The organism is Candidatus Accumulibacter sp. ACC005 (genome assembly GCF_907163215.1).
Taxonomy (GTDB): Bacteria; Pseudomonadota; Gammaproteobacteria; order Burkholderiales; family Rhodocyclaceae; genus Accumulibacter; species Accumulibacter regalis.
Map to the genome: position 1 here is coordinate 61,051 of NZ_CAJQUB010000005.1, position 22,928 is coordinate 83,978.

Below are 22,928 nucleotides of genomic sequence, written 5' to 3' on the forward strand. Positions count from 1 at the left end.
TGATCGGAAAGATGACCTGGAGCATCAGGCAACGAAGCCGCCTGGCGGCCTAATTTTTAACGCGAGCATTTCCCCTCTCGCCAAAGGAGAAAGTAATGGACAAGAGCAAGCTGCGTCTTTTTCACACCACCAAAGAAGTGGAAACGCACTTCGACTCATTTCTGGATACCGTTTCCCAAGGCGGCATCTCGTTCCGCTCCGGTCTGAACGCGTACCTGGAGTCGGCAGGGAATGGCGACATGGCCGCCAAGCTCAAGCAAATCAACGACCTGGAGCATAAAGGCGACGAGTTGCGGCGGCAGGTCGAGCATGAACTCTATACCCTGGCGTTGATCCCCGACTTTCGCGGCGACGTGTTGAGTCTGCTGGAGGACCTGGACGGCCTACTCAATGTCATGGAAGACACGATGGGCTCGCTCGACATCGAAAGGCCCGCTTTTCCGCAGGAGCTGCATGCTGACCTCCGGAAACTGGCCGAAAGCGTCGGCATGGCCGTCGAGACTGCGGTGATGGCGTCCCGGGCTTTCCTGCGGGACATCCAGTCGGTTCGCGACCACCTGCACAAGGTGATGTTCTACGAAAAAGAAGCGGACGGCCAATCGGACAAGCTGAAGCGCGCCATCTTCGCTTCTTCCCTGCCACTGGCCGAAAAGTTGCACCTGCGCCGCTTTGTTGACCAAATCGACCATATTGCAGACGAAGCCGAGGACGTCGCCGACTGGCTGGCGATCTACACCATCAAGCGTTTGGACTAAGACCAGGGAGACACCCAGACTATGGATCCTACGATATTCCTCTATCTGTCCAGCGGCTTGTTCCTGGGCTGGTCGCTGGGAGCGAACGATGCTGCCAACGTCTTCGGCACAGCGGTCGCTTCGCGAATGGTCAAGTTCACCACCGCGGCGATCATCCTGACGATTGGCGTGATTCTCGGTGCAATCGTCAGTGGCGCGGGTGCGGCGCACACCTTGTCGAAACTCGGGTCGATCAACGCGTTGGGTGGCGCCTTCATGGTCGCCTTTTCCGCTGCCGCGGTCGTCGCCTGGATGACCATCGTCGGTCTGCCGGTGTCGACGACCCAGGCGGTCGTCGGAGCGATCATCGGCTGGAACCTGTTCACCGGTTCGGTCACCGACTACAGCGTCTTCAAGACCATTTGCGCCACCTGGATTGCCAGCCCGGTGCTCACCGGCTTCTTCAGCTACTTCATTTACAAAGGGGTGATGAAGCTGCTCGAGAAATCGCGCATTCACATCATCCGTCTCGATGCCTTGACCCGCATCGGCCTGGTCATCGCCGGCGCGCTGGGCTCCTACTCGCTGGGCGCCAACAACATCGCCAACGTGATGGGCGTCTTCATTGGCGCCAATCCGTTCCAGGATTTCCACGCCGGCGTGTTCGAGTTCTCCGGCCTGCAGCAGTTGTTTCTGCTCGGTGGCCTGGCAATTTCGGTGGGCGTCTTCAGCTATGCCAAGAGGGTGATGTTAACCGTGGGAACGTCAATTGCCCCGCTGACGCCGGTCGGCGCCTTTGTGGTGATCATCGCCACCTCCCTGGTGCTCTTCCTCTTCGCGTCGGAAGGCCTGGAATATGCCTTGGCGTCGATAGGTTTGCCGACGATTCCTCTGGTGCCGGTATCGAGTTCGCAGGCGGTCGTCGGTGGCGTCATCGGCATCGGGCTGATCAAGAACGCTCGCAACATCAAGTGGAGCGTCGTCGGGCGTATCGTCGTGGCCTGGGTTCAGACGCCGCTCGTGGCGGCGCTGGTTTGCTACGTTTTCCTCTTCTTTCTGCAGAACGTTTTCGGGCAGACGGTCTACAACCCTTCGCAGTATCGTCTGGCCAAAGACGTACTCGTCCATCGCGGCGATGCCGAGGACGCCAAGGCGCTTGCCGACGTGATTGGCAAGAGCTTCCCGACCTCGGGCCAGCTGAAGAGCGCCATCGACAAGGCGTTGCCAGATCTCGACGCGAAGACCGTGCTGCAGCTTGTCGACGACTCGCTGGTCGAAGAAATCACCGTCGATCCGGCCAAATTCAAGGTCCTGGAAAAACTGAACGTGATTGAAGCGGAGCGCCTGGACGCCTTGCGCACGCTGAGCGGCAAGACCTTCACCTACCGCTGGCAACTGATCGAGGCCCTTGCCAACCAGACGCCGGAGTGGAAGCTCAAGGAAAAAACCGTCCTCAACAAGCCGTACAACAAGGAAATCCAGAAGGACCTCGACCTGGTGATGGATGCCTACGTTGCCAAAATGAAGTAGATGGCGTTGGCGGACAAGAGAAAATGAGCGGTCTTGCCGTGGTGCCTGCCGTCACGCCAGTCAATCGGCAGACGGCGGTCGGGAATAAGCCAGCACTGGCGGGGCTTGCCGTGCTTGCGCGCGACGGCGTGACCTCGCTGCTGTCCCCGGAGTGGTGCGCGCCGGTCGCCTGGAGTCACGAAGGGTACCGCTACGACGTGCCTGAAGCGCCGGACGAGTCGCCGGAGCGCAGGCGCCAACGTGAAACCGCCCGGCAGCTGGTGCGGCGCTCGCGGCAGAACGGTTTGCCCTTCTCTTTCGTTTCTGTCGCTGGCGGTTACGGCCACCTGCCGTGGCTTCCGCATGCGTTGGCTAGCGAAGGCGAAACCTTTCTGCTCGAGCGGCATCCGGATCACGCCGTCTATCTCGACGATCCGACGCTGGCCGTTGCGGCTGCCCGCTTGCCGATGGTGCGCGCGTCGCTGCGCTTGCGCACCAGCGCAGCACCCACGTCGCTGATCGCCTGGACGTCCGTTCAACCGGCGGCGCAATGGCGCCGGCTGTTGATCGCGGATGCAGGGGAGGGCAGGTGCAAGCTGCGGGCCGATTATCTGACCGGGCGAGTCTGGGTCTGGGACGGAAAATCGCCTTCAGCTTGCTGCTGGCACCTCCTCGTGTGCAGGGAGATGGATGGCGAGACGCTCAGGTTCTGCTTGTCCAATGCCAGGCCTGACGCCTCCTTGCGTGATCTGGCAGAAATGCGGGCGCAGGCGATTTCGCCGAACGCTGTCGCGACCGGGTCAAGAGCACGTGTCAACTGGCTGTGGTGATCACCAAGAGCATGTTTTTTGCGTTTCCCGGGGAGCGTTCTTCGGCGTTGCCGTAGTGCCTGCTGGCGATCGATCGTCGCTTGCTAAGGACACGGACTTGTCTTGCGACCATCCTCGGTTTGCTGGCCGGGTGATGACCTATTTTGCGATCGCCTAAACGGTCGACCACGCCCTGCTGGTGACGGAAGCTAAGCGCTTGCCAAGGCGCTGGCGTTACGGCTGCGCTATTCCGACAAGGAACCGATGGCCATGCAGGACTAGCTGCCGTCGGGTGAGCAGTAGAGAGTTCACCTGCCGCAGGTGCTGCGTCGCTGTGTGCCGGGGCGCATCCTTAATTGTCCTCCACCGCGCGGGCGCAGGGGCGCCAGCCAGTCGCCGGCGGGGCGGCGGGGCGGCGGGCACGCCGGGGATGGCGGAACGAGCTTAAGCAAAACGCATGCTTGCAGCCGCGTCCGGCAACGCGCCTGTCCTGCGGAAATCCACAATGGCTGTGGCCACGCTGTTCGGTCAGAATCTTCAAGGAAACACAGGGGGCCAAGCACATCTGCCTTGTCGAGGAAGCTCTTCCTTCCCTTGCGGGCAGCCGCCGGCAAGGGCATGCGGCGACGCTTTCGAGAGCGGTGTAAAAGCTGCTTGCCGGCGGGCTGAGCGCCACAGCCGGCGTCGAGTGAGGATTTGCAGGCCGCCGGTGCTTGCCTTCGCGCCAGCGAACTGATTATCCTTTGCGCCGCAGGCACCAGCGCTTGTGGTAGTGAAGAACGAGACATTCACACGCAGTAACTTTCCTTAGGGAAGCGCTGATCAATTAGCTGCCGATGCGTTACCTAGCCGCGCGGCAGCGGTTTTTTTTTTTGCATCCCGCCGCGATTTTTGTCAAACAGCCCGAAATTCCGCGGTTTTCTACCCTTTTCGGCCCACTCCCGGGCCTTTCGTCCGATTCAAGACGCAACTTGGCTGCTAAGCGCCAATAGCTTTCGCTTCGCAATCATCAGATTGGCCAAAGCGAACAGCGTGTGCAGTTGTGCGGTGTTCTTTTCCAGCCCCTTGTAGCGCACTTTCTTGTAGTGGAAGAGGTTCTTCACGATATGGAAAGGATGCTCGACCTTGGACCGGATGCTGGCTTTCAGCGATTCCAGTTTGCGCAGTAGCTGACCAAACCCGCTCTCTTCCGAGACGGCTTTGAGCTTGCCGCGTTTCATGGCGATCTGCCAGTTGACGTCCCGGTCCTTCAGTTCTTCTCGTTTGTCGGCGCCGATATAGCCCGCATCCAGGAAGACGTCCTTCTCTTCGCCGTGCAGCAAATGCTTGGTCTGCGTCACGTCCGCCTCGTTTGCCGCGGTGCCGACGACGGTGTGCACCAGCCCGCTCTCGGCATCGACGCCAATATGGGCCTTCATGCCGAAGTACCACTGGTTGCCTTTCTTGGTCTGGTGCATGTCGGGATCACGGGCATTCGCTTTGTTCTTGACCGATGGCGGGGCGGCGATGATCGTGGCGTCGACGATGGTGCCTTCGCGCATCATCAGGCCCGCAGCGCCCAGCGTCCCGTTGACCACGTCGAACAGCTTCTTCGTCAGACCATGCTGCTCCAGCAGGTGCCGGAACTGCAGCACGGTGGTCGAATCCGGAGCAGCCTCTCTGGAGAGGTCGATTCCGACGAATTTCTGTAGCGCCTGACTGTCGGTGATGGCGTCTTCAACGCCTTCGTCCGAGAAACCGTTCCACTGCTGTACGAAGTACATTCGCAGCATCCGCTCCAGCCCGACCGGCGGTCGGCCTCGCTCGCCCTTCGGGTAATGCGGTTCGACCACCGCGAACACTTCTGCCCACGGCATGACCCGTTCCATCTCGTCAAGAAACACCTCGCGTCGCGTCCGTCGCTTCTTACGTTGAAACTCGGCCTGGGAAAAACTGATCTGCTTCATCGGGGTGGCTCGCGCAGGATTGATCGGCTAATTATACCATAGGTATATACGGCGATTAAATCAGCGTTTCCTTAGGAGGAGATCGCATGAAGCATATGAAGAAGATCAGCGTCGCCCTGACAGCCCTTGCCATGGCTTTTGCCGCCACGTCGGCATTGGCGAAATGTGAAAAGGGTGAAGTTGTTGCCAAACTCAGCCACGTGACGGGTGGATCGACGCATCCCAAGGTGGTCGCGTCCAACCGCCTGGCAGAACGTGTCAACAAGGAAATGAAGGGCAAGCTGTGCATCGAGGTATATCCCAACAGCACCTTGTTCGGCGACAGCAAGGAGCTGGAGGCGCTGCTGGTCGGCGACGTGCAGTTGCTGGCCCCTTCGCTGTCGAAGTTCGGGTCCTACACCCCGAAACTTGGCGTCTTCGATCTGCCCTTCATCTTTGTTGATATTGACCAGGCGATCCGCTTCACCAACTCGCCCGAGGGCAAGAAGCTTCTCAAGTCGATGGAAGGTGTCGGCTTCGTCGGTCTCGGTTACTGGATGTCGGGAATGAAGTATTTCTCGGCGAACAAGCCGCTGATCGCGCCCACCGATGCCAAAGGCATGAAGTTCCGCGTGCAGACCTCTGACGTGGCCAAGGCGATGATCGAAGCGATGGGTGCCTCGCCACAGCCAATGGCCTTCGCCGAAGTCTATGGCGCGCTGCAGACCGGTGTTGTCGACGGTCAGGAAAACACTTGGTCGAACATCTATACGCAGAAGTTCTTCGAGGTTCAGAACAGCACGACGGAAACCAACCATCAGCTGCTGGCTTATATGTTGATGACTTCCGCGGAATGGCTCAACAGCCTGAAACCGGCTGTTCGCGACCAGTTCCTGAAGATCGTCGACGAGGTCTCCAACGAAACCAACCAGCAAGTCAAGGCGGACGAAGCGGCCAACCGCGAGAACATCATCAAGGCCGGCGGAAAGGTCAACAAGCTGACTCCCGAGCAACGCAAGAAGTGGGTGGAGGCTATGACGCCGGTGTGGAAGAAGTTCGAGAAAGAGATTGGTGCAGACACAATCAAGGCTGCGGCCGGCTCATAACTCGCCAGATCGAAAAGGGCCAGTCTCAATCTGGCCCTTTTCGTTGAGCCCGCGATAACAATCGTCGTCAATCGCAGCGCTGGTTTCACCGGGTTATTCGCTCGGCGCGGCAGTGTCGAGCAGGCTCGAATCGTTTCGACTGATGGTTATTTTCTTGGAACATGAGTGGGGGTGTTTGCCATGGGAGCTTACTGGTTCCACGGTATCTTAGTTATTTTCTTGGTGATCCTCTGGGCGCTCGAAAAAAAGTTTCCGAAAGCGATGGCCAGCGCAGAGGAGTCACTTCTTGTTTTGGTGATCACCTCGATTATGGCGGTCTCTTTCTTCCAGGTGATTGCCCGCTACGGATTCAATACCGGCTGGTCCGCGGCGCTGGAATTCAATACGACAATGTTTTCCTGGCTGATCCTTCTGGGTATGGGTTATGGCCTGAGAACCAGCCTGCACCTGGGAGTCGACATCATCATCAAGGCCGTGCCCGCACCGATGACCAAAGCACTGTCATTGTTCGGCGCAGCGTGTTGCATGCTTTATGGCCTGGTATTGCTCGATTCGTCCTGGGTTGCATTGCTCGGCGTCGATACCAAGGGCGGCGCCATCGACTACTGGCTGAAAATGTACAAGATTGGCATTGGCTCGGAAGAGCTTCATTATCCGGGATTCATACAGGACGCCTTTGGTATCCAGTCGCGGATCCATCGCTGGCTGCTGTTGCTGATTCTGCCGCTGGGCCTGGCGCTGATGGCCTTCCGGTCCTTTCAGGCTTTTGTCGATATCGCAACCGGTCGCCGTAAACTTCTCATCAGCGGCCATGAAGCAGAAGACATGGTCGAAGAGAACAAGCACATCTTGAAAGACTAAACGACTAAGGATCCTAGGATGAACTCTCTCTTTCTTTTTGCGATGGTGCTTGCGCTGCTCTTTATCGGCGTCCCGGTGGGCGTTGCCCTGGGACTGTCGTCGATTCTTTTCGTTGCTTTCTTTTCGCATGACTCGCTGTCGTCGGTGGCCATTCAGCTTTTTGGCGCCGGGCAGAACTACACGCTGCTGGCGATTCCCTTCTTCATCCTGGCCTCGGCGTTCATGTCCACAGGGGGGGTGGCGAAGCGACTGATCAACTTCGCCATCGCCAGCGTCGGCCATTTCCAGGGTGGCCTGGCCATGGCATCGGTCCTGGCCTGCATGATGTTTGCGGCGCTGTCGGGGTCATCTCCTGCAACCGTGGTGGCGATCGGTACGATCGCCATCGCCGGCATGCGTCAGGTGGGCTATTCGAAGGAGTTCGCGGCGGGCATCATCTGCAACGCCGGTACGCTGGGTATTCTGATTCCGCCGTCGATCGTGATGGTGGTCTACGCGGCTGCCACAGACGTTTCTGTCGGACGGATGTTCCTGGCTGGCGTCATTCCCGGATTGTTGGCGGGTCTGATGCTGATGTTGGCGATCTACGTTGTCGCCCGGATCAAGGGTTTGCCAAGCGAGGAATGGCGTGGTTTCGGCGCGATCCTGGAGGGTGCGAAGGAAGCGGGCTGGGGCCTTTTTCTGGTGGTGATCATCATGGGCGGCATCTATGGCGGTGTGTTTACGCCGACCGAAGCCGCTGTCGTCGCCGCTGTATACTCGATCCTCGTCGCGTTGTTTGTCTACCGTGACATGGGGCCTCTGAAGGAAACGCCCTGGGTTGCGTCCACGGACAGCCATGCCGCGCGCATCGGTTTCAACGCCGGTGTCTACGCCGTGTCATTCTTCATGGTCTGGATGATCCTGTCTTTCTTTGCCACCGACGGAATGGAAGCCACCGGAAAGATCCGCGCGTACTGGGGGCTGGGAATGTCGCTCGCCATTTTCGTGGGCTACCTGTTCAAGGCTGGACGTGAGCATGGATCCGTCCAGCAGTGCTTCGTGGGTGGCCTCGGGATCTGGCGTCGGAACCTGGTCGTGCTGGCCAAGAACTTTTTCCCGGCGCTGTTTGGCACCGAGTCGCGGGCGACGATCCTGCACGCGACGCGGACCACGGTGATGTTGATGTTCATCATCGCCAACGCCATGTTGTTTGCGCATACACTGTCGGCGGAACGCATTCCGCAGGACATCACCGAATGGATGCTGCAGGCGGGTTTCACGTGGTTCACCTTCCTCATCGCGGTCAACATTCTGTTGCTCATCGGGGGTCAGTTCATGGAGCCCTCGGGTCTGCTGGTGATCGTCGCGCCGGTGGTCTTTCCGATTGCCATGGAACTGGGAGTTGATCCGATCCACCTGGGCATCATCATGGTCGTCAACATGGAGATCGGCATGATTACGCCGCCGATCGGGCTGAACCTCTTCGTCACCTCCGGTATTACCAACATGAGCCTGGCGACCGTGGTGAAGGCGGCGATGCCCTTTGTCGGCGTCCTGATGATCTTCTTGATCATCGTGACCTATGTGCCGTGGCTGTCGACGGCGTTGCCTTACGCCCTGATGGGACCGGAACTGGTCATCAAGTAGGCAAGTCAGCAAAGTAGCATCGGGGCGCAGGCAAAAGCTCGCAGCGTCCAAATGCAGCATCCGTCCGCCGCTGATCTCCCGGGAGGTCAGCGGCGGTATCCTTTTTGCGGCGGCTTGCCACGAGACTTGTCGCTGGTGGCCGCCCTCGGTTTGCGTGGCGGCAGTGGGCCAGCCGTACAGTGGCTCGCTCGTGCGGCTCCGCTCTGGTGGCCGCCATGGGTACAATCTGCGCATGACTCCCCCCTATTGGCAGCAAGCGTCGGCCGCCCTGGCGCTCTGCGATCCCGTCCTGGCCACCCTTGTCGAGCGTTTTTCGGGGACCGCGCTGGCGTCACGCGGGGACCCCTTCGCGACGCTCGTCCGTTCGATCGTCGGCCAGCAGATCTCCGTGAAAGCAGCCGACAGCGTCTGGGCGCGCTGCTTGGCGGCTGTGCCCGAGGTCACGCCTGCCGGCGTTCTGGAGAGCGGACCTGAAACCCTGCGTGCTTGCGGTCTGTCGGCACGCAAGGTCGAATACGTGCTTGACCTCGCGCGCCATTTCGACGATGGCCAGATTCAGGTGCAGCACTGGTCGTCGCTGAGTGATGCCGAGATCATTGGCGAGTTGACCGCGGTGCGCGGCGTCGGCGTGTGGACGGCGGAAATGTTCCTGATCTTCAATCAGCTGCGTCCCGATATCTTCCCGCTCGACGACATTGGCCTGCAGAAGGCGGTGGCCCTGCACTACTGCCATGGCGAGCGCCCCGGGCGTCGTTTCCTGTTGGAGCAAGGTGAACGCTGGCGTCCCTGGCGTTCGGTGGCGACCTGGTACCTTTGGCGCAGCCTCGACCCGTTGCCCGTCGAGTACTGAGTTTGCCGAGTTCCTTGTTTGGAGCAAAGCCCGGCACGGTGTTTCCGGTAGAATAACGGGTTATTGAAAACCAGCATGCTTACAGATACGGTTGGGCCTGATGAAAACCAGTTTCCTCGACTTCGAACAACCGATCGCCGATCTCGAAGGCAAGATTGAAGCCCTGCGCTTTGCGCAGGACGATTCGGCGGTCGATATCTCGGACGAAATCGGCCGCCTGGAGAAGAAGAGCCAGGCCCTGACCAAGGATACCTACGCCAAACTATCGGCCTGGCAGGTGTCGCAGGTGGCACGCCACCCGCAACGCCCTTACACGCTGGATTATCTTTCGCTGATCTTCACCGACTTCGAGGAACTGCACGGCGATCGCGCCTTTGCTGACGACCATGCGATCGTCGGCGGGTTGGCCCGCTTCAACGGTGAGCCGGTGATGGTGATTGGTCACCAGAAGGGGCGTGACACCAAGGAGAAGATCTTCCGCAACTTCGGCATGCCGCGTCCGGAAGGTTATCGCAAGGCATTGCGCCTGATGCGACTGGCCGAGAAGTTTCGTATCCCGGTATTGACCTTCATCGATACGCCTGGCGCCTACCCGGGTATCGACGCTGAAGAGCGCGGACAGTCCGAGGCGATCGGCCGCAATCTCTACGTGATGGCCGAGCTGAAAGTGCCGATCATCGTCACAGTCATTGGGGAAGGTGGCTCGGGCGGTGCGCTGGCCATCGGGGTCGGCGACGTCGTGCAGATGCTGCAGTACTCGACCTACTCGGTGATTTCTCCCGAGGGGTGCGCGACGATTCTCTGGAAGAGCGCCGAAAAGGCAAGCACGGCGGCAGAAATCATGGGCATCACTGCTCCCCGCCTGCAGGCGCTGGGTTTGATCGACAGCATCGTCGAAGAACCGACCGGTGGTGCGCATCGCGCTCATCAGGCGATGGGGAGAAGCCTCAAGGAGGCCTTGCAGGATGCCTTGCACAAACTGGCGTCGGTGCCTACACGCGATTTGCTCAAGACGCGCCTTGAGCGCTTGATGGCCTATGGCCGGGTCAAAGAACCGACACGCCGCTGAGGCAAGCCAGGAGGAAGCTGCAGCGCCGATTCTGCACACGCTTTCGGCGTTTCTGGAGGCGCGACTGCTGCCTGGGGCCCGCCTGTGCGTCGGGTTTTCCGGTGGAGTCGACTCGGTTGTCCTGCTGCACGCGCTCGACTGCCTGCGTCGCTCCGGATTGTCGATCGATCTCTCGGCGACCCACGTTCATCACGGTCTGAGCAGCAACGCCGATGCCTGGTCTGGCTTCTGTCGCGACTTCTGTCGCGACCACGCCGTACCGCTCGAAATTACGCGCGTCGAAGTGCCGCGTACCAGCGCCGAGGGACTGGAGGCGGCGGCACGGCGCCTGCGTCATGCGGCGTTTTCTGCGTCTCCTGCCGACTGGTTGGCGCTGGCGCATCATCGTGACGACCAGGCCGAGACGGTTCTCTTCCGGTTGCTGCGTGGGGCGGGCGTTGCCGGTGCTGCCGGCATGCCCGCCGAGCGGCCTCAGCCCGGCGGGCCACGTCTGATTCGCCCGCTGCTCGACGTGTCGCGGTCGCAGATCATGCGCTATGCGGAGACGCATTCTCTGGCCTGGGTCGAGGACGAGAGCAACGCCGATTCTCACTATCGCCGCAACCACCTGCGGCGCGAAGTCATGCCGCGCCTTGAGGGGCATTTTCCCGGCGCGGTTCGGGCGCTTGCGCGTGCCGCGCGCCATTTCGCCGAGGCGGCAGAGCTTGTCGAGGAGTTGGCGAAGGCCGATCGGGCGACTATGGCGGGTGATGGCGGGCGCATCGATGTGGCGCGTTTCAACGCACTGTCCCCGGCGCGGGCGCGTAACCTGTTGCGCTCGGAGTTGCGGGCGAATGGTTTTCGTGCCCCCGACGCACGCTGGCTTGATGAGGCGCTACGGCAGTTGAAGACGGCAGGGGCCGCCGCGCAGACCTGTATCGCGACCGCGGACGGCGAGGTGCATGTCTATCGCGGCGAGTTGTACGCCTTGGCTCAGCGCCCGGCCGCTGCAAGTCTTGCGCTGAGCTGGAATGGCGAGTCGGCGTTGCCGTGGGGCGAGGGCCGGGTGCGCTTTGTTGAGCGCACGGGAAAAGGCATCACTCGCCGCATGCTTGCCGGTGCTCGGGTTTTTCTCCGGGTCAGGCAAGGCGGTGAGCGCTTGCGGCCTGACGCACGGCGGCCGGCAAGGACCTTGCGCAACCTCTTGCAGGAAGCTGCCGTACCCCCCTGGGAGCGGGCTCGCTTGCCACTGCTGTGGTGTGGCGAGCGACTGGCGTGGGTTGGCGGGCTTGGCGTTGATGCCGCCTTCGCCTGCGCCCCAGGTGAGCAGGGTGTCGAGCTGCTGTGGGAGACAGGTGACGGTCGTCCGCTTGCTGGCTACGCCCGGTTGGGGAAGCAGGCTGCCGGCACTACCACGCCATGATCGTTGTTCTGCTCAGCGCTTGCCGGCCAGCAGCTGCGCGAGCTCGACGGCCGTCCGCACCCCCATTTTCTCGAACAGATTGGCGCGATGTACTTCGACCGTGCGCATGCTGATCTGCAGTTCGTCGGCGATCACCTTGTTGAGGGTGCCGGCGAGAACCAGTTCCATGACCTGCTTTTCGCGCGTCGTGAGTCGGCTCGTCAAGCTGCTGACCGAAACGGCATCGGAGGCGGCGAGGCGCTGGTGTTCATCGAGCTGCAGGGCCTCAATGACGCGATTGACCAGCTCGTTGTCGTTGCAGGGCTTTTCGACGAAGTCGAAAGCGCCTTGCTTGAGGGCAGAGACGGCCATTGGCACGTCGCCGTGGCCGGTCAGAAAGATCACCGGCAGCGTGCTGCCACGCTCGCACAAGACGTCAAAAAGCTCGGGGCCACTCATCCCGTCCATGCGGATGTCGAGGAGAATGCAGCCAGCAAGCGTGGGTTCCCACGCGGCCAGGAAGTCTTCAGCCGAGGGGTAGCTCCGGCAGGGAACACCGCGTGACTCGAGCAGCCAGCCGAGTGAGTCACGGATGGCGTCGTCGTCGTCGACGAGGTAGGCATGTGGGGTCATTGCTGGACAATCGGAAGGGTGATGATGAAAATCGAGCCGCCATCCGGGTTGGCTTCAACCCACAGGCGGCCGTGGTGGACCTCGATGATCGAGCGGCAGATGTTCAGGCCCATGCCCATGCCCTCGGCCTTGGTCGAGAAAAGGGGGGTGAATAGCTTTTCTTCGACCTCGGGTGGAATGCCGGGACCGCGATCGACGACCCGGATCTCCATTTGCTGTCTGTCGAGCTGGCTGAGCTTGACGGTCAGCCGGCGCTGCTCGGATGGCGTGTGGCGCATCGCTTCGATGCCGTTGCGCATCAAATTGAGCAGCACCTGTTCGAGCATCACGGGGTCGGCCAGGAGTTCGGGGCGCATGCCCTGAATCTCGCGGACGATACGCACGCCGCGTGCCTTGGCTGCTCCTTCGATGAAGCCGATGCTGTCATCGATCACTTCGGCGAGGTCGCAGGGCACTCGCTTGGGTTCACTCTTGCGCACGAAGTCGTGTACCCGCCGGATGATGTGGCCGGCACGTTGCGCCTGGACGGCGAGCTTTTCGAGTGCTTCCTTGAGCTGTTCAGCGCTGAAGTTGCCTGACTCCAGCTTGTTCAGGCAGCCAGTGTTGTAGCTGGTGATCGCTGCCAGCGGCTGATTGAGTTCGTGCGCCAGGGTCGAAGCCATTTCGCCCATGGTCACCAGCCGTGCCGTGACCTGCAGTTTCTCCTGCTGTTGCTGGGCGAGTTCCTCGGCGTGTTTGCGGGCGGTGACGTCGATGATCGACGCCATCCAGCCCGTTTGCTCGCCGTCCGCGTCAATCAGAGGCGCTTCGTAGACGAGGGCGTCGAAGCGGCTGCCATTCTTGTGCATCAAGCGGATTTCGAACCCCTCGTGCGGGGCCTTGCCTTCGCGAACGTCGTTATGCAGTTGCAGCGTTCTTTCCATTTCTTCTGGTGCCCAGTAGGGCATTGGTGGCGCCAGGCCGATTAGCTCGTCGGCACTGAAGCCGACCATCTGCAGGAAAGCCGGGTTGACGTAACTTACCCGGCCTTCCATGTCGCGCGCGCGCATGCCAACCATCAACGAGTCTTCCATCGCCTTGCGGAAGGCGTACTCCGAGCGCAGCGCCTGTTCGGCGTCGATCCGCCTCTGGATCAAACCGCGTACAGCCCACAAACTCCAGAAAACGGCTGCTGCAAGAACTACGATCAGCGCGGCGATCAGCGTTTGCGCAAGATTGCCGGCAGCACGATAAGCGGTCACCTGCAGCACCATGCCGAAACCCGGAGGGTCGAAAATCACCGGGTAGCTGAGCGTTGTCGAGGCGGCATCGATCTTCGACTTGCTGGCCAGGAGATTGCCGTTGGCGTCGAGAACGCGTACTTGATACTTTGCAGCGAACCACCAGGGAACCTGCTGCTTGAGCAGGCGAGGCAGCGAGTAGACGGCGAGTAGTGTGCCGCGATGCTCGCCTTCGTCGAAGATGGGTACGTAGACTTCGAACTGCGCGACGTCGTCGACCCAGTAGGCATCGCTGTAGGTTGGCTTGCCAAGCTGGGCGAGTTCGATCGAGCGATTGACCGGGTCCTGGCCCGAAGCGTCCTTGCCGTGTCGTGGCAGGCTTCGCGTTGGCATGCCGTGCACGGCTTTGGCAGCGGCATCAAGCCAGAGCAGTTGCAGGAGTTCAGAGTTGTTCTTGAGGATGTGTCGTGCACGCAGAATGAAGAGCGCGTCTGGATCGGTTGTCCGGGTCAGATCGAGGGCCAGTTGCCGTAGCTGTTCGGAATTCCCCTCAAGGTGAAAACGGACGCTTTGCTCGAGCCAGAGGACGTCGGCGATAAGGGTCGAGCGCTGCTCGTCGATGTCGTTCTGGCGTAGCAGCCAGAGCAGGGCGATGAGCAGGATGAGAAGCAGACCCACCGCCCCTTTCAGAATCGAGAGATACCACTGCGACCAGTTCAGCGACGCCGGCCGGGGCAGCGCATTCTGGTGCAGGAGGGGGGCGTCTTTCATGGCGCTTCATCTTACGCAAGTTATCGCCCGCGGGGTGTGCATAAATCCCGGCATCCGGGGCAGACCGTACGCCCCGCAGGGGCTGCGTTGGCGACCGAGATCCCGCTTGTCGCGGTGTCGATCGCAGCTTCCCGAAGGGTATGGCCATACCCTGAATGGCGGCTCGCAAGCGCCGTCCTTCCTCGCTGCCGCGCGCTGTGGATTTCCACAATGTTCGCCGCCAGCAGTCTCTGTAATATGCGCCCTCGCAACCGGCTAATAATTTTGTTAACGAAACGTTTTGCACATGAAGGAGAGACCATGAAAGTTTCAAATTTGCTGTTCGGAATGCTCGCTTGCGCCCTCTCGGCGATGCCGCTGGCGGCCTTGGCCGAAGGACCGATCGTTATCAAATTCAGCCACGTCGTGGCCAACGATACGCCCAAGGGGTTGAGCGCAGAATTCTTCGCCAAGCGCGCCAGCGAACTGACCAAGGGCAAGGTCAAGGTCGAGGTGTATGGCAACTCGACCTTGTACAAGGACAAGGAGGAACTTGAAGCGCTGCAACTTGGCGCCGTGCAGATGCTTGCGCCGTCACTTGCCAAGTTCGGGCCGCTTGGCGTCAAGGAATTCGAAGTCTTCGACTTGCCGTACATCTTCGACAACTACGCCGATCTGCATAAGGTGACGCAGGGTGCGATCGGGAAGGGTCTGCTCGCCAAGCTGGAGCCAAAGGGTGTGACCGGCCTGGCGTTCTGGGACAACGGCTTCAAGTCGTTTTCGGCGAACACGCCAATCCTGATGCCGGAGGACCTGAAGGGCAAGAAGATGCGTATTCAGTCGTCCAAGGTGCTCGAAGCGCAGATGCGTGCACTGAAGGCGATTCCTCAGGTGATGGCCTTCTCCGAAGTCTATCAGGCGCTGCAGACCGGCGTTGTCGATGGGACCGAGAACCCGATGTCGAACCTCTTTACGCAGAAGTTCTTTGAAGTTCAGAAGCATTTGGCGATTACCGATCACGGTTACCTGGGTTACGCCGTGATCGTCAACAAGAAGTTCTGGGATGGCCTGCCGGCGGATGTTCGCGCGCAGCTCGAAACAGCCATGAAGGATGCAACCGAGTACGCCAACAAGGTCGCCAAGGAGCAGAACGACAAGGATCTGGAGGCGGTCAAAAAGAGCGGCAAGACGGCGGTGCACGTACCGACACCCGAACAGCGCAAAGCCTTCAAGAAGGCGCTTCTGCCGGTGCACGAAGAGATGGCCTCACGCATTGGAAAGGACCTTCTGCAGTCGGTCTACAAGGAAACAGGCTTCGATCCTAGCAAGCTCTAGGCGACGCGGATACTGGAGGGATAGCCCGTTGGGACGCCTGGTCCAGCGGGTTTTTTTCAGGCAGTCGGGGGACTTGCGAGTGAAAATACTTGATCACCTGGAGGAATGGCTGATCACCTTTCTCATGGGGGCGGCAACGACGATCATCTTTCTTTCGGTCGCGCATCGCTACGCGGCTGGTTACCAGATTCCGATCGTGCAGGACTGGCTGCTCTCGCTGAACTTCGGCTGGGCCCAGGAACTGTGCATCATCATGTTCGTGTGGATGGCCAAGTTCGGCGCGGCCTACGGTGTACGCACCGGTATCCACGTGGGTGTGGATGTGCTGATCAACAGCTTGAGCGAAGGAAGCCGCAGCAAGTTCATTGTCTTCGGGATGTTGTCCGGCGCGCTGTTTACCGGCGTGGTCGGCTCCCTCGGGGCGGCGTTCGTGTGGGACAACGGTGCCCACTACGCGATTTTTCAGTTTCTCGGCATGGACACCGCGGACATGTTCTCGGGGCCGACGACGCCCGATCTCGAGTGGCCCACCTGGGTTGTATACAGTGCCATTCCTCTGGGTTCGTCGCTGATGTGTTTCCGCTTTCTGCAGGTCGCAGTGAGTTTCCTCAAGACCGGCGAGCTGCCACACCACGACCACGGCCATGTTGACGGCCTCGAAGAAGAAGAGATTCCGGAGGAGGTGCAGACCCTTGCCGTGGAAGGCAAGCTGCATCCCCATGAGCGGACTCACGAGAAGCGGCATTCGGACGATCGCTCGGGCAACGGAGACCAGAAACCATGAACGCCATCATCATTTTCACGATTCTCCTGTGCCTGATGCTGACCGGCATGCCGATCTCGATTTCGCTCGGCCTGACGGTGCTCAGCTTCCTGTTCCTATTTACGCAAGTGCCCTTGGAAGCCGTCGCTCTCAAGCTGTTCACCGGGATCGAAAAGTTCGAGATCATGGCCATTCCGTTCTTTATCCTGGCCGGTAACTTCTTGACCCATGGCGGGGTGGCGCGACGAATGATCCGTTTCGCGACGAGCATGGTCGGACATTGGTTCGGCGGTCTCGGTCTGGCCGGCGTTCTCGCCTGCGCGCTGTTCGCGGCTGTCTCTGGCTCGTCGCCGGCGACCGTCGTGGCCATCGGCTCGATTCTGATGCCAGCCATGGTCAAGGCTGGTTTCCCGAAGAGATTCGGTGCCGGCGTCATCACCACGTCCGGGGCATTGGGCATTCTGATTCCCCCGTCGATCGTCATGGTCATGTATTCGGTCGCCACCAACACCTCGGTTGGCGCTCTGTTCATGGCCGGCGTGATTCCGGGTATCGCTCTGGCCATGGTCCTCGGTGGCGTGACCTGGTATCGGGCGAGGAGCAACAACTACCCGCGCATGGCCAGGGCATCTTTCGCCGAGCGCCTGAAGGCGTTCCGCGAGTCAGCCTGGGGTCTGCTGTTGATCGTCATCGTCATGGGCGGTATCTACAGCGGCATGTTCACGCCGACCGAGGCGGCGGCGATGAGCGCGGTTTATGCCTTCATAGTCGCCGTCTTTGTCTACAAGGATCTTTCGCTGAGTGACGTGCCGCGGGTCTTGCTCAACTCGGCCAATATGTCGGCGATGCTGCTCTACATTATCACCAACGCCGTGCTCTTCTCGTTCATCATGACCAACGAGAACATCCCGCAAACCCTCGCTGACTGGATGTTGGGTCACGGTCTGGGCGTGATCGCCTTCCTTCTGGCGGTCAACGTGATCCTGTTGCTGGCGGGCAACTTCATGGAGCCGTCGTCGATCGTGCTGATCTTTGCGCCGATCCTTTTCCCGGTCGCGATGAAGCTGGGAATTGATCCGGTGCACTTCGGGATTTTGATGGTGGTCAACATGGAAGTGGGCATGTGTCATCCGCCGGTCGGCCTCAACCTCTACGTTGCTTCGGGGATCACCAAGATGGGCATTACCGAGCTGACCATCGCGGTCTGGCCATGGCTGTTGTCGATGCTGGCTTTCCTTGTGCTGATCACCTATGTGCCGATCATCTCGACCTGGTTGCCGACGAGGCTGGGCATGATGTAAGTGAGGCAACGGCACTCGACGTCGGGTGCGGGCGCGCGTACAGGCAATCTGTACGCGCGCCATTTTCTTGATGGTGCTCCTTGTCATCGACCTCGCGGTGGTTGCTGGCGCTCGCAAGGGGTGTGGATCGCTGGTCGGCGATGGTCGTCGCGCTGCGCAAATCGTGGGCACGCGTGGCCAAGGCGGATGGCGGATTTCCACAATACTCAGCGCCCCTGCTTTTTGTCATGTTGACGTCGCCAGCAAGGTAATAGCCCGATTGCGGGACCGCTTCTGGAACGGAGGGACGACATGACATTTCGCGATCTGCTGTTTCGGTTGCTCGCTTGCTTGCTCTCGGCGGCGCCCTTTCCGGCGCAGGCGGAAAGCCCGATCGTTATCAAGTTCAGCCACGTCGTGGCTGAGGATACGCCGAAGGGCCTGGGCGCGGCGTTCTTTGCCAAGCGGGCCGCAGAGCTGACCAAAGGCCAAGTCAAGGTCGAGGTCTACCCCAACTCGACGCTGTACAAGGACAAGGAGGAACTCGAAGCGCTGCAACTCGGTGCCGTTCAGGTGGTGGCGCCGTCGCTGGCCAAGTTTGGCCTGCTGGGGGTCAGGGAGTTCGAGATCTACGACCTGCCGTACATCTTCGACAGCTATGAAGAGTTGCATAAGGTAACATTGGGGCCGATCGGCAAGAGTCTCTTCCGGAGGCTGGAGCCGAAGGGGATAAGGGGGCTGGCCTACTGGGATAACGGCTTCAAGTCCTTTTCAGCAAACACGCCGATCCACATGCCCGATGAGCTGAAGGGCAAGAAGATGCGCATTCAGCCGTCCAAAGTGCTCGAAGCGCAAATGCTGGCGCTTAATGCTATCCCGCGCGTGATGGCGTTTTCGGAAGTCTACCAAGCCTTGAAGATGGGCATTGTCGATGGCACGGAAAACCCGATTTCCAACCTTTACACGCAGAAGATGTTCGAGGTCCAGTCGCACCTGACGCTGACCGAGCACGGTTACCTGGGTTACGCGGTGATCGTTGACAAGAAATTCTGGGAGGCCTTACCGACGGACATTCGAGGCCAGCTCGAAATGGCGATGAAGGAGGCTACCGACTACACCAACAGGATCGCCAAGGAAAAGAACGACAGCGATCTCGAAGCGCTGCGCAGGAGCGGCAAGATCGAGATCCACGTGCCCACGCCGGAGCAGCGCCGTGCGTTCAAGAAGGTTCTCGTTCCAGTGCACAAGGAGATGGCGTCGCGTATCGGCGACGACCTTCTGCGGTCGGTTTACCGGGAGACCGGTTTCGATCCGGCGAAGCTCTAGAGCAAGCGTCGGAGGAGGTCGGAACCTGGCTCGTCGGTATTCCCCGCCCGGCCGGGCGTCACCGCGCTGAGCGCGGTGGTCGGCCGTGCCTCGTCTTGCTTCCCCTTTCATGGTCACCCTGGCGCGAAGGCTGCCATCATTCTCCGCCTGCGGAAGACGCTGCACGAACGTCGCGCACATCGCCTCGCTGCGCGGGCGGGAGCGGGCGGTAAAGGGGTGCCCGTGCCCGGCTTTTCGTTTCCCGCCAGTTCGGATTTGGACCCGGGTGTTGGTATAATGCGAGGTTGTGTTTCTAGCGATATGATTTGCTGTTGTTTTTATTGACCTATTTCCGTTTGGAGAATCATTCATGGGCATCGAACGTACTCTTTCCATCATCAAGCCAGACGCCGTCGCCAAGAACGTGATCGGCAAGATCTACTCCCGCTTTGAAACCAATGGCTTGACGGTAATTGCCGCCAAGATGGCCTGGCTGTCACCCCAGGAGGCGGGCGCCTTCTACGCGGTCCATAAGGAGCGTCCGTTCTTCAAGGATCTGGTCGCGTTCATGATCTCCGGACCGGTGATGGTGCAAGTGCTCGAAGGCGAGAGCGCGATTGCCAAGAATCGCGAGCTGATGGGCGCAACCGACCCGAAGAAGGCCGAGGCAGGAACGATTCGTGCCGATTTCGCCGAATCCATCGACGCCAACGCCGTGCATGGTTCCGATGGCGAAGAGACGGCGAAGAACGAAATCGCCTTCTTCTTCCCGGCGATGTCCGTCTATTCGGGCCGCTAGGTCGCGCTCCGCTGCTGGCAAGATGATCAATCTGCTCGATCTTGATGCCGCTGGCCTGACGGCCTTCTTCTCCGGGCACGGCGAAAAGCCTTTTCGTGCCCGGCAGGTGCTGCGCTGGATGCATCGTTTCGGGCAGGCTGATTTTGACGCCATGAGCGACATCGCCCGAAGCCTGCGCGAGAAGCTCAAGACGCTGGCCTTGGTGGCACCTCCGACGGTGGTTGCCGACCGCCTCGCCGAAGACGGTACGCGCAAGTTTCTCTTCGACGTGGGCGGCGGTAACGCCGTCGAGGCGGTGTTCATTCCCGAGGACGACCGCGGCACGCTGTGTGTCTCGACGCAGGCCGGCTGTGCGCTCGATTGTTCGTTCTGTTCTACCGGCAAGCAGGGTTTCAACCGCAACCTGACGGTGGCGGAGATCGTCGGTCAGCTGTGGCAGGTGCGCCATGCGCTTGGCGCTTACCAGCCGGCAGCAGCAGGTGTCGAGCGGGTGGTCAGCAACGTTGTGCTGATGGGCATGGGTGAGCCGCTGGCCAACCTCGACAATACCGTCATGGCCTTGCGTCTGCTCCTCGACGATAATGCCTATGGCCTGTCGCGCCGCCGGGTCACGGTTTCCACCTCGGGCCTGGTACCGGCGATGGACCGTTTGCGCGACGAGTGTCCAGTGGCCCTGGCGGTGTCCCTGCATGCGCCGAATGACCGCTTGCGCGATGAGTTGGTGCCGATCAACCGGAAATACCCCTTGCAAGAACTGATGGCGGCATGCCGACGTTACCTGGAAAAGGCGCCGCGTGATTTCGTCACCTTCGAGTATGTGATGCTGGACGGCATCAACGACTCCGAAGCGCACGCCCGCGAGGTGCTGGCGCTGACCCGGGACGTCTCCTGCAAGTTCAACCTGATCCCCTTCAACCCGTTTCCGGGTACGTCCTATCGCCGCTCGCCAGCGCCGCGGATACGCCGTTTCGCCGAGCTTCTGATGGCCTCGGGCGTGGTGACCACGACGCGCAAAACGCGCGGTGACGACATCGATGCCGCCTGCGGTCAGCTCGCCGGACAGGTTCTCGACCGCACGCAGCGCACGGCACGGCGCAGCTTCGTTGTCCACCAACAGCGTCAGGAGGCTTGTGGATGAGGCGAGCCGTCCTCGGGCTCATCGCCTTGTTGAGTGTGAGTGCCTGTTCGTCGGGACTCTTCTCGTCTTCGCCAGCCACGACGACGCAGAAGGCGGCTGAGGAGGAGCCGGACTCGCGACGTCCGACGCCGCCGCGCGACAAGCGCACGCGTGCCAAACTGCATACCGAGTTGGGCTCGCTCTATCTGCAGAAGCAGAACTATTCGGTGGCACTCGAAGAGCTGACCATGGCTATCGTCGTCGATCCGGACTACGCGCCGGCCCATGGTGCGCGCGGACTGGTGCTCTACAATATCCGCGAGATGGCGCTTGCCGACCGGGACTTTCAACAGGCCCTGAATCTTGACCCGAACGATCCCGAGCTGAACAATAACTATGGCTGGTTTCTCTGTCAGGTTGGCAGGGAGAGGGAAGCGATGCCGTACCTGCAACGAGCGATGAAGAACGCCTTGTACGAGACGCCGGATCGGGCCTATCTGAATGCGGGCGCCTGTCAGGTGAAGCTCGGCGATCTGGATGCCGCCGAGGGTTTCGTGCAGCACAGCCTGCTGATCCGGCCGAACAATGCGCAGGCGTTGCTGCAGCTCGCAGAAATCAATTACCGCCGCGGTCAGCTGGAGCTTGCCAGTCAGCAGCTTTCGGATCTGCTGCGCAAGGCGGAGCCAAATGCCGAGGCGCTCTGGTTGGTCGTGCGGGTGGAGCGGAAGCGGGGCGATCGCCTGGCTGAAGCCCGCTATAGCGCCCAGTTGAAGCGAAAATTCCCGCTTTCACCCGAGGCTCAGGAACTGCTGAAAGGCAACTTCGAATGAGTGAACAATCTGTGTTTTCCAATAGTAGCGAGGCCGAGTTTGCCGGCAGTGAATTCCTCCCGGGAGTTGTTGGCTGACGCCGGTGGCGTCGGTCAACAACTGCGTTCTGCGCGCGAAGCCAGAAATATTACCCTGGCCGAGGCGGCCCAGTCCCTGAAACTGGCGCCCAGGCAGGTGGCGGCGATCGAGAGCGAGGACTGGGCATCGTTGCCCGGCAACACGATGATTCGCGGTTTCGTCCGCAATTACGCGCGAGTGCTCAATCTGGACGCAGATGCGCTGATGCGCGCGCTCGATGCGACACGCATGCAGCGGACCCTGCAACTGGAGGCGTCCGCGGGAACCAGTTCGCACCTGCCGCAGGCCAGCAACCAGGCTGAAAGACGTGACTATCTGGCAGGTCATCGGGGGGCTGGTGCTGCTGGTCCTGGCACTGCTGGCGTATTTCTATGTTCCGCAGAACTTCTGGCAAGAGCAGTTGGCGGCGCTCACGGGTAGCGAGTCCTCGCAAACCGCTGCCGAGGGGCAGGACAGTTGTGAGCGAGCCTGCCGCGACGCCCGCTGCACCGGTGACGGTGGTTGGCACAGTTGCCCCGACCGAAGGGAGTGCTGCGGCGAAGCTGACAGCTCCCCTCGTGCCGAGCGCGACGGCACCTGCTGGGCCGGCACCCGTTGTTGTGGCGCCCGCTGCCGCGAAGCCCGACGGCAAGCAGGAGGGCACGTCAGCGGCCACGCTGGAGACGACAGCGGAAGCCAAGAAGGAAGCCAAGGCGGCGGACGTCCTCAAGCTCAGTTTCACCCAGGCAGCGTGGGTAGAGGTGCGTGACGCGGCGGGCGAGGTCGTCGCTTTCGGCGTCAAGCCGGCGAACAGTCAGCAGGAAATCAAGGGGCAGCCGCCGTTTTCGCTGGTCCTCGGCAACGCCAGGTACGTGACGGTGGAGTACAAAGGCAAGCCTGTCGATCTCGAACCGCACACCACCAAGGGCGTGGCGCGGCTCTCGGTCAAATGACGATCTGGCAAGC

General features: G+C 60.6%; 21 protein-coding genes. 18 read left to right on the top strand and 3 right to left on the bottom strand.

Features of this window, described 5'->3' with window-relative positions:
* The first annotated feature begins 95 nt into the window (after positions 1 to 95).
* Genes QZ613_RS05400 through QZ613_RS05410 form a run of 3 tightly spaced genes read left to right on the top strand, consistent with a single transcriptional unit; the run spans position 96 to position 3,073 of the window.
* Positions 96 to 755, top strand: a complete 660-nt coding sequence (locus tag QZ613_RS05400) for a DUF47 family protein (RefSeq protein WP_043568692.1) — start codon at positions 96 to 98, stop codon at positions 753 to 755.
* Between the two features lie 21 nt (positions 756 to 776).
* Complete coding sequence (locus QZ613_RS05405; RefSeq protein ID WP_043568693.1) at positions 777 to 2,264, top strand: inorganic phosphate transporter; 1,488 nt, start codon at positions 777 to 779, stop codon at positions 2,262 to 2,264.
* 23 nt (positions 2,265 to 2,287) lie between these two features.
* On the top strand, positions 2,288 to 3,073 hold the full coding sequence (locus QZ613_RS05410; RefSeq protein WP_043568694.1) for a transposase: 786 nt from the start codon (positions 2,288 to 2,290) through the stop codon (positions 3,071 to 3,073).
* A 938-nt stretch (positions 3,074 to 4,011) separates the two neighbouring features.
* Here QZ613_RS05410 and QZ613_RS05415 read toward each other — a convergent pair.
* A complete protein-coding gene (locus QZ613_RS05415; RefSeq protein WP_291981738.1) occupies positions 4,012 to 4,998 on the bottom strand; it encodes an IS5 family transposase in 987 nt (328 codons plus the stop codon).
* Positions 4,999 to 5,093: 95 nt separating this feature from the next.
* Here QZ613_RS05415 and QZ613_RS05420 point away from each other — a divergent pair, with 95 nt between their 5' ends.
* The 6 genes from QZ613_RS05420 to tilS all read left to right on the top strand — a co-directional run bounded on the left by QZ613_RS05420 (position 5,094) and on the right by tilS (position 11,894).
* Complete coding sequence (locus QZ613_RS05420) at positions 5,094 to 6,083, top strand: TRAP transporter substrate-binding protein (RefSeq protein WP_291863981.1); 990 nt, start codon at positions 5,094 to 5,096, stop codon at positions 6,081 to 6,083.
* 165 nt (positions 6,084 to 6,248) lie between these two features.
* Positions 6,249 to 6,944: a TRAP transporter small permease subunit gene (locus tag QZ613_RS05425; RefSeq protein ID WP_324593294.1), complete on the top strand. Its 696-nt coding sequence runs from the start codon at positions 6,249 to 6,251 to the stop codon at positions 6,942 to 6,944.
* Positions 6,945 to 6,962: 18 nt separating this feature from the next.
* The gene (locus QZ613_RS05430) at positions 6,963 to 8,573 is read left to right on the top strand and encodes a TRAP transporter large permease subunit (RefSeq protein ID WP_043568712.1); all 1,611 of its coding nucleotides are present in this window, start codon (positions 6,963 to 6,965) and stop codon (positions 8,571 to 8,573) included.
* 232 nt (positions 8,574 to 8,805) lie between these two features.
* Positions 8,806 to 9,423 (top strand): DNA-3-methyladenine glycosylase, encoded by a 618-nt coding sequence (locus QZ613_RS05435; RefSeq protein WP_043568937.1) that lies wholly within the window; start codon positions 8,806 to 8,808, stop codon positions 9,421 to 9,423.
* A 100-nt stretch (positions 9,424 to 9,523) separates the two neighbouring features.
* Positions 9,524 to 10,492 carry an acetyl-CoA carboxylase carboxyltransferase subunit alpha gene (locus QZ613_RS05440; protein ID WP_043568715.1) on the top strand — a complete coding sequence of 323 codons (969 nt, stop codon included), beginning with the start codon at positions 9,524 to 9,526 and terminating at the stop codon, positions 10,490 to 10,492.
* The gene (gene tilS / locus QZ613_RS05445; RefSeq protein WP_291863972.1) at positions 10,461 to 11,894 is read left to right on the top strand and encodes a tRNA lysidine(34) synthetase TilS; all 1,434 of its coding nucleotides are present in this window, start codon (positions 10,461 to 10,463) and stop codon (positions 11,892 to 11,894) included. Before QZ613_RS05440 ends, tilS begins: the two co-directional genes overlap by 32 nt.
* A gap of 12 nt (positions 11,895 to 11,906) precedes the next feature.
* Here tilS and QZ613_RS05450 read toward each other — a convergent pair whose 3' ends face one another.
* Positions 11,907 to 12,506 carry a response regulator gene (locus QZ613_RS05450; RefSeq protein WP_043568717.1) on the bottom strand — a complete coding sequence of 200 codons (600 nt, stop codon included), beginning with the start codon at positions 12,504 to 12,506 and terminating at the stop codon, positions 11,907 to 11,909.
* Complete coding sequence (locus QZ613_RS05455; protein ID WP_291863970.1) at positions 12,503 to 14,497, bottom strand: ATP-binding protein; 1,995 nt, start codon at positions 14,495 to 14,497, stop codon at positions 12,503 to 12,505. Before QZ613_RS05455 ends, QZ613_RS05450 begins: the two co-directional genes overlap by 4 nt.
* A 300-nt stretch (positions 14,498 to 14,797) precedes the next feature.
* Between QZ613_RS05455 and QZ613_RS05460 the strand changes: the two genes are divergently transcribed.
* The 9 genes from QZ613_RS05460 (at position 14,798) to QZ613_RS05500 (ending at position 22,915) form a co-directional block, all read left to right on the top strand.
* Positions 14,798 to 15,811, top strand: a complete 1,014-nt coding sequence (locus QZ613_RS05460; RefSeq protein WP_043568719.1) for a TRAP transporter substrate-binding protein — start codon at positions 14,798 to 14,800, stop codon at positions 15,809 to 15,811.
* A gap of 79 nt (positions 15,812 to 15,890) precedes the next feature.
* Positions 15,891 to 16,595: a TRAP transporter small permease gene (locus QZ613_RS05465; protein ID WP_291863967.1), complete on the top strand. Its 705-nt coding sequence runs from the start codon at positions 15,891 to 15,893 to the stop codon at positions 16,593 to 16,595.
* Positions 16,592 to 17,875, top strand: a complete 1,284-nt coding sequence (locus QZ613_RS05470; RefSeq protein ID WP_043568721.1) for a TRAP transporter large permease subunit — start codon at positions 16,592 to 16,594, stop codon at positions 17,873 to 17,875. The genes QZ613_RS05465 and QZ613_RS05470 overlap by 4 nt, the downstream gene beginning before the upstream one ends.
* 291 nt (positions 17,876 to 18,166) lie before the next feature.
* Complete coding sequence (locus QZ613_RS05475; RefSeq protein WP_291981740.1) at positions 18,167 to 19,180, top strand: TRAP transporter substrate-binding protein; 1,014 nt, start codon at positions 18,167 to 18,169, stop codon at positions 19,178 to 19,180.
* A gap of 349 nt (positions 19,181 to 19,529) precedes the next feature.
* A complete protein-coding gene (gene ndk / locus QZ613_RS05480; RefSeq protein WP_043568726.1) occupies positions 19,530 to 19,958 on the top strand; it encodes a nucleoside-diphosphate kinase in 429 nt (142 codons plus the stop codon).
* A 22-nt stretch (positions 19,959 to 19,980) separates the two neighbouring features.
* Positions 19,981 to 21,096 (top strand): 23S rRNA (adenine(2503)-C(2))-methyltransferase RlmN, encoded by a 1,116-nt coding sequence (rlmN, locus tag QZ613_RS05485; RefSeq protein WP_043568728.1) that lies wholly within the window; start codon positions 19,981 to 19,983, stop codon positions 21,094 to 21,096.
* Complete coding sequence (gene pilW / locus QZ613_RS05490) at positions 21,093 to 21,905, top strand: type IV pilus biogenesis/stability protein PilW (protein ID WP_043568730.1); 813 nt, start codon at positions 21,093 to 21,095, stop codon at positions 21,903 to 21,905. Before rlmN ends, pilW begins: the two co-directional genes overlap by 4 nt.
* Positions 21,906 to 21,974: 69 nt before the next feature.
* A complete protein-coding gene (locus QZ613_RS05495; RefSeq protein ID WP_291981742.1) occupies positions 21,975 to 22,403 on the top strand; it encodes a helix-turn-helix transcriptional regulator in 429 nt (142 codons plus the stop codon).
* 179 nt (positions 22,404 to 22,582) lie between these two features.
* Positions 22,583 to 22,915, top strand: a complete 333-nt coding sequence (locus tag QZ613_RS05500) for a DUF4115 domain-containing protein (protein WP_291981744.1) — start codon at positions 22,583 to 22,585, stop codon at positions 22,913 to 22,915.
* The last annotated feature ends 13 nt before the right edge of the window (positions 22,916 to 22,928 follow it).